Source organism: Paraburkholderia sp. BR14320, assembly GCF_040948665.1.
Lineage (GTDB): Bacteria > Pseudomonadota > Gammaproteobacteria > Burkholderiales > Burkholderiaceae > Paraburkholderia > Paraburkholderia youngii.
On sequence record NZ_JBFPKG010000109.1, the window covers coordinates 1 to 6,893 of the forward strand.

General features: G+C 54.1%; 6 protein-coding genes. 5 read left to right on the forward strand and 1 reads right to left on the reverse strand.

Annotated elements, in window-relative coordinates; translation table 11 throughout:
- Window positions 1-510: 510 nt before the first annotated feature.
- The gene (locus tag AB3X89_RS38435; protein ID WP_176383507.1) at window positions 511-885 is read right to left on the reverse strand and encodes a DUF3564 family protein; all 375 of its coding nucleotides are present in this window, start codon (window positions 883-885) and stop codon (window positions 511-513) included.
- A 1,308-nt stretch (window positions 886-2,193) separates the two neighbouring features.
- Here AB3X89_RS38435 and AB3X89_RS38440 point away from each other — a divergent pair.
- From AB3X89_RS38440 to AB3X89_RS38460, 5 genes are all read left to right on the forward strand, one after another.
- The gene (locus tag AB3X89_RS38440) at window positions 2,194-3,057 is read left to right on the forward strand and encodes an aminotransferase class V-fold PLP-dependent enzyme (protein ID WP_368587842.1); all 864 of its coding nucleotides are present in this window, start codon (window positions 2,194-2,196) and stop codon (window positions 3,055-3,057) included.
- 1 nt (window position 3,058) lies between these two features.
- Window positions 3,059-4,381, forward strand: coding sequence for an O-acetylhomoserine aminocarboxypropyltransferase/cysteine synthase family protein (locus AB3X89_RS38445; RefSeq protein ID WP_368587843.1), 1,323 nt, complete (start codon window positions 3,059-3,061; stop codon window positions 4,379-4,381).
- A 29-nt stretch (window positions 4,382-4,410) separates the two neighbouring features.
- Complete coding sequence (locus AB3X89_RS38450; RefSeq protein WP_368587844.1) at window positions 4,411-5,478, forward strand: fatty acid desaturase; 1,068 nt, start codon at window positions 4,411-4,413, stop codon at window positions 5,476-5,478.
- Complete coding sequence (locus AB3X89_RS38455; protein WP_368587845.1) at window positions 5,471-6,289, forward strand: gamma-glutamyl-gamma-aminobutyrate hydrolase family protein; 819 nt, start codon at window positions 5,471-5,473, stop codon at window positions 6,287-6,289. Before AB3X89_RS38450 ends, AB3X89_RS38455 begins: the two co-directional genes overlap by 8 nt.
- Before the next feature lie 75 nt (window positions 6,290-6,364).
- The gene (locus AB3X89_RS38460; RefSeq protein WP_368587846.1) at window positions 6,365-6,796 is read left to right on the forward strand and encodes a LysE family translocator; all 432 of its coding nucleotides are present in this window, start codon (window positions 6,365-6,367) and stop codon (window positions 6,794-6,796) included.
- Window positions 6,797-6,893 lie beyond the last annotated feature (97 nt).

A 6,893-nucleotide genomic window follows, 5' to 3' on the forward strand; every position in this document is an offset into this window, starting at 1 on the left:
TTCCAGAACCATTCGCACAGCCCGCTCACGAACTTCAGGCGAGTACCTTGGGCACTTCTTCTTCGTGTTTTCCATAGCTCCATTTTCTCAAGAAGTGGAGCCTCCGGAAATCCCGGGGCGGTTCACTGTCCTCCAGTGAGCAATTTGGCCGGGCGCAACGAGCAGCTCAACGGCGAAGGGGTAAGTCCGACAGACGGGGCTATCGACGCAGGCCGGTGCAGTAGCGGATGGGCGCATATTTGGAAAGACATCAACGAGAAGCTGGCGTACACACCGGGAGTCGTCACGGTGAAGCGGCATGGGGAGTAAAAATAGATCCGTCGCAGATGCGAGACGTTCAACTGGTACGGCGAGCTGACGGGTGGTGATCGTTGATGATGGAGCCTCGATCGGTCAAGCCGCAAACTTATGGGGGCTCAACCTCCATTCGAGACGTATGCCGATCACAGTGGTCAGATTCCTGAGCAGGTGCTGTCGTTCGATTGCCTCATTTGCTTAACGCAGATGGTGTCAGGAATCCTTGCCGGTGGTGAACAGTTCATGTTCAGGCTGTCCCCGTTGGTTATCTATACACTGAATATGCCAGTGGCCGTTTGATGGAGCCCAACGTCCTTCTGTATACCGCAGCGCATATCCGGAGTCGCCTTCGAAAAGTCTGTAACGACAGTCGAGATTCAATCCTTCGAGAACATACGCGAGTGTGTTTTCGCTGGGCCCGCACACTAACGTGTTGCCGCAATCCACATGCAACGAGCCCCATTCGGGTAAGTCCAGTCCGGAGTGAGCCTCGCGCGACCATTGCCGCTTTTCTGTGTCGAGCCAGAGGATTGCGAATGCCATCGGACGGGTAGTATTAAACATGTCGAGCTGGACGGTAAGACGCATGAAAATTCTCCGAACACATATTCTCCACGCCTAGTTGACGTAGGAAACGGCGAACCTCGCCGCGGATCACTCGCTGATTTCTCATCTCCCAGCGTATGCGCATCGTTCGTCGATGTGCTGCTATCAAAACGATCGCGACAAGGACCGTCACTCTGCCTGAGATATCTCACGGGGGAGAGCGCTGTGCCTGTACTAACTGTGTGTCGCGATTCATGAAGATCAGAGATGGGGAACTGACTACCAGTGGCGGCCTCGGGCCATGCATGCCCGAGAGCTGCTGAACATCTTGATAAATTGTCGCGTACGGTGCGAGCGAGCAACTGCGAGATGTAGGGTTGGTGTACCACGCTGCAACGTGACAATACGGGTTTAGTTTGCCGCAGCAACAGAGGGCCTGTCGTTGACCACGATCAACCGAAGGCCCCGAGCTGCATTTGGAGTGTTGTCGGTTGCACATATGCTTGATGACAGACGGCGGGGAAGATCTGTCGCATACCGTCGTTGTGCCGCACAGGGCTAGCGCCAAGTTGCGTGTACTTCAATACGAGCATAGCGGTTCGAGGAAGGTTGCCAGCAACGGATATTCGATACTGATGTACAACGACGGCGTTTGGGTCTCGTCGCGGATGCTGTCATGGACGATTCACAAATTGTCCACGTGCCACGTGCCTTGTGTGACCACGGCGCAAACCAGTTCGCGCCGTGGTCATATCAGGTTCCTCAGTGGAACGACGGCAGTATTAGCGTTTATTCGGTCTGCATAAGAAGAACTCATATTGGTGCGGTGGTTCGCTGTGGCATGATCATTATCAGCTGTGGAAGAATGCAGATAACTCGAAGCGGGCCTGCGCAAGAGTTCCAGTCCGTCAATTGACATGAAGTCCAATGCGATGCGCTCGGCCGCATCGGTAACCAACTACTTTGATCTCTGATATCTGTGCGCGACGGGTGTCAGGTGGAGCATGGGCGGCGCTTTCGCGTCCTTAAACAACTGTTTTCGACTATGGAGTGTGGACCTATGACCGCACGGCAGCCATTTTTATTGACACCGGGGCCATTGGCGTTGGACGCCGAAGTAAAGGCTGAGATGCAGTTTGACATGGGTTCCCGCGACGTGAGTTTCAAGAAAATAACGGAGCGAGTAAGGGGCCTGATTGTAGATTTGCTGGACGCTCGGGGGGGTACTCGGCAGTACCCATACAGGGCGGCGGGTCTTACGGCGTAGAGGCGGCATTGGCTTCGTTCGTTGGGACGTCAGACCGGCCTCTCGTATGCATTAATGGAAACTACGGCGAGCGGATCCTCAAAATGCTGCAGATCCGAGGCATTAATGCCGTCAGCATCGTTGCCCCGAGTGATCAGTCCTTCCCCGTGACAAAAGTCGCTGCGTGCCTGGGAGAGGATTCGGGGATCACCCATCTTTGTTTTGTGCACTGTGAAACGACTACGGGAGTCGTCAATCCGCTCCGGCCAATGGTAGAGTTGGCAACGCGTCATGGTGCAAGAACCATTATCGACGCAATGAGTTCTTTCGGTGCGGTGGAAACCAGTGCCAGGGAAGTTCCGTTTGACGTCCTTGTGACCTCGAGTAACAAGTGCATCGAGGGTCCGCCGGGAGTGTCTTTTGTTGTTGCCTCGCTGGAAACGCTCGATAGCAAGACCTCAGAGACCAACTCGTTCGTGTTGGACGTTCGGGACCAATGGCGTAACTTCGAACAGACTGGCGAGTGGCGTTCCACGCCACCGACACATGTTGTTCAGGCGTGCGCAAAGGCCCTCGAAGAACTGGCTATTGAAGGGGTGGTTCGCCGTGGAGAGCGATACGCCTCTGTCCGTGACGCTGTCATCCGCGCAACTGGGCCATACGCCTCTCCATTGTTGGACCCGCGGGATCGATCGCCGGTATGCCTTGCGCTGACGGCACGCGATATCGTTCGTACGCAAGAAGATCTCGATGCGCTGTACGCCCATCTCGTGGAGTACAACCTCTACATCTATACCAAACTGCATCTTCCGACACGCAGTTTCAGGATCGGGTGCATGGGATGTATTGATCCGATGTGGATCCGCCTGCTGGGAATAGCATTTGAAGACTTTTTTTCAGCTTCATTCGATGAATCCGGAAGCCACCCGGGCCGCCGTATAACCGACTTATGGAAAAAGGCCATTTGACATGTCAAGAAACAATGCCAACGCCGAAATGAACCGCGAGACGTCACTTCTACACGCTGGCTATCGTCATGACCCCGTCACCAAAGCGGTGTCTGTACCGATTTATCAATCTACCGCCTATGAACTTGACGGCGATCTTGAAAAAATTGCCGATATCTACAACGTCCGACAAGATGGGTTCACGTATAGCAGGATCATCAACCCTACAACGCGCATCCTCGAGAAGCGATTCGCTGCAGTAGAGGGTGCGAGCGACGCCCTGGCGGTAGCCTCAGGGCAGTCCGCAACCTTTCTCGCTATCGCTAACCTGTTCAGCGGAAGGCCAGGCGATAACGTTGTCGCATCGAAGTATCTATATGGCAATACGTGGAATCTGCTCTTCAATACATTCAAACGATTGGGTATCGAGGCACGATCTGCGGATCCACGAGACGTAACATCGTTCGAGCGGATGTTGGACGACAGGACGATTGCTATGTTTGGAGAGACGTTTTCCAATCCGTGCCTTGTCCCGTTGCCTGTTCCGGCGCTGGTGGAAATCGGTGAGCGGCGCGGGATTCCTGTTATTGTAGATAACACGACAACCCCTTTGATTTGCCGTCCGAAAGCTCTGGGCGCGGATATCTCCACGTATTCCGCGACAAAGTATCTATGCGGCCACGGAACGACACTTGGCGGACTGATTGTCGATAACGGAAGCTTCGCGTTTGACGACGCAGGCCGCTTTCCGTTGTTCAACGACGGAGATGAAGCGCATGGCGACATCCTCTGGAGAGAAGCTGTTCTGAAACTTGGCGATCTTGGCGCAAGTCCCTATTTGCTTAAATCCCGGATGACTTGGCTTCGTGACACCGGCGCCGCGATCAGTCCCCTCGCCAGCTTTCAGCTGATACAAGGACTCGAAACCCTTCATCTGCGCATGCAGCGGCATTGCGAAAATGCCGTCGCGGTTGCGGAGTTCCTTAACGCCCATCCGAAGGTCGCACGTGTCTCATATCCATCACTGTCGTCAGGATACGAACGTGAGCTTGTCGACGAGTTAGTTGACGCTCGCGTCGGCTACGGCGCAATGATTATGTTTGAACTGGGCGATGAAGCGGCAGGGCGAAGATTCATAACCAACATCGAGCTAATGTACCACGTATCGAATGTCGGTGACGCGCGAACGTTGGTCACGCATCCCGTTTCGACAACGCACACAACGGTTCCCAAGGAAAAGCGCGAGGCCGCTGGTATTTTCGACGGTTCGATTCGGCTTTGCGTTGGGATTGAGAACATTGATGATATCGTCGCCGATCTTCAACGCGGACTTGACGCTGTCTGACGTCGATCTTTCTGGGAGGGAATTTGATCATGGAAATTTATGACGCTTGGCAATTGCGAGGCAAACGTTTCACCACCTGGCGATTCTCGCGCGACATTATGCGAGAGCTGTCCGAATTGAGGCCAGATAATTTGACCGGCGCACTTTACATTGTGAAGGACTATCTTGTCATTCTTGCGTGTGCTTATGCGACGATACGAATCTCGTGGTGGCTCTACCCGCTTGCAGTACTCATAATCGGCGCGCAACAACGCGGACTGACAACTATCGCGCATGATGCCGCGCACCGGACGCTTGCCAGGGGCACCGGATGGAACTACGTGCTCGGCATCGTCTTCGCCGCATATCCTGTTTTTCAGCGGCACTGGGCTTATCGCTACTCGCATGTTCATCTGCACCATCCATATCTCGGCGACCCTGAAAGGGATCCTGACCTGAAGTTCTTTATATCATCGGGCGTGTATGATGTGCGCCCGCCACGTGAATACGCGTTTGCCATTGTCTGGAAAGCGATGTTTGGCGGAGCGACGGTACGCTATCTCAAGTATCTATGGAGTGAGCGGTTTCTTATTTCTCGTGAGGGGAAAAAAGACATCGACAGGCGGGGTGCTGCCATCGACACCTATGGATTTGCGATATTCTGGCTGATTGTCATTTTCGGCTTTGCCCTGACGCAATCGCTGGATTTGCTTGTGCTGTTCTGGCTTGTTCCATATCTAACCACGTTCCAAGCCTTGGGCTGGTTCATTGAACTCGCTGAGCATTCGCCAATGTGTGAGACCGAAACCGAAGATGTGTACTTGACGCGTAACCGCAAAGGCAATTTGATCGAGCGACTGCTGGTCGGCGCGAACCTTGATGAATATCATCTGGAACACCATCTTTCGCCAGGCGTGCCTTTCTGGCACCTGAAGCGGGCACAGAAGATCAGGTTGCGCGATCCGCGATATGCTGAGGTTGCAGAGTCATGGGGAGGACTCTTCGCTAGTGGACCAAAACGGCAGCCAAGTGTCATCAACCAGCTGCTCGACCGGAACAGGCGGCTGTACGAGGCCCAGCGCGGACGGTTAGCAGGGGAGGGCGTGGTCAATGAGTGATACACGTCGCCATCTGGGCTGCGCCGTCGTTGGAGTCACAGCCAATCGTCATCTTCAAGACGGCGTTCACCGCGACTGGTTGCGGCGGCGCTATATCGAGGCGCTGACTAGACACGCGTCGGTCGAGTGCGTCATCTTACCGACGATCGACCGCGATCTGCCTTGCGACGCGATTTTCCAGAGATTACGCGACCTGATGCGTCGTCTTGACGGCCTTGTTCTAACTGGCGACGAATCAGATCTCGATCCCGGGATCTTTGACAGGAACGGTGGCGCTTGGGCGCTTGCTGAAGACGACATTGTCGCCTGCAGGACGGATCGTCCGCGAGACAGGCTGTCGATGGTTGCGTTGATGGTGGCGGAAGAACTGGATATGCCAGTATTGGGAATTTGCCGCGGTTTGCAGGAGATGAACGTTTACCGTGGCGGCACATTGCACGAAGATCTATCGTTGACGCACAAGGGGATCTCGCATCGCGAAAATCCAGAGATTCCTCGCGACGAACAGTACCGTCCGGTCCATACGGTTAAGGTCGCTTCCGGCGGCTTGCTGTCGTCCGTTATCCAGGGCGACGAGTTATGCGTCAATTCGTTGCATAGGCAAGGCATCGCGGAGCTTGGTGAAGGAATCCGAGTGGAGGCAGTAGCGGGGGACGGTGTCGTAGAAGCGCTGTCATATAGGAATTCACGCACCTTTCAACTGGCGCTGCAGTGGCATCCAGAATGGCATGCTTCCAGCGATGTAATCAGCCAGAAGATTCTGGGCGCCTTCGGGAGAGCCTGTGAGGCATATAACGCAGCGGTCCACTGAGATGCGGAGATTAGCCGGATTTTGTGTCGATAGTTATTCGTTTCGGGAGTGATTTGCAAATCGAGGCGGGGCTTCATGGATTTTCATCTATTTGTTTTGTTTCTTGTTACTTTTACTGCCGCCGTGGCTTTGCCTGGTCCGAACGTCATTTTTGCCGTTGCTCAAACATTGAAGCACGGGCTCAAAATCGCAATTCCTGGCGCGGTCGGATTTGGTACTGGTGCGGCCGTTCACGCAGCAGTCGTATTGTCGGGTGTTGGGATTTTTATACAGGATAACCAATGGGTGTTACTTTATGTCCGATGGATAGGGGCGATATATCTTGGATGTCTTGCCATTATTGCTTTTTGTGGGAAACGGGAGTCAAGAACAGAAGATGGGGTGCGCTGGAACTCCAGACAGGTGTTTGTCGATTCCCTCATTGTCTCTCTAGCGAACCCTAACAGGATGCGGAAATACCCCCGCCCGGAATCGACGTTCCACGATTTGAGCGCCCACCGTCGCTAAATCTTTCGCATTGTGCAATTTCAACGCGCATCAACCTTTTTAAAGCACTGTGAGGCCGACTTCTGGCCTCATTGCCGCCTTTTCCAGCCACTATGGG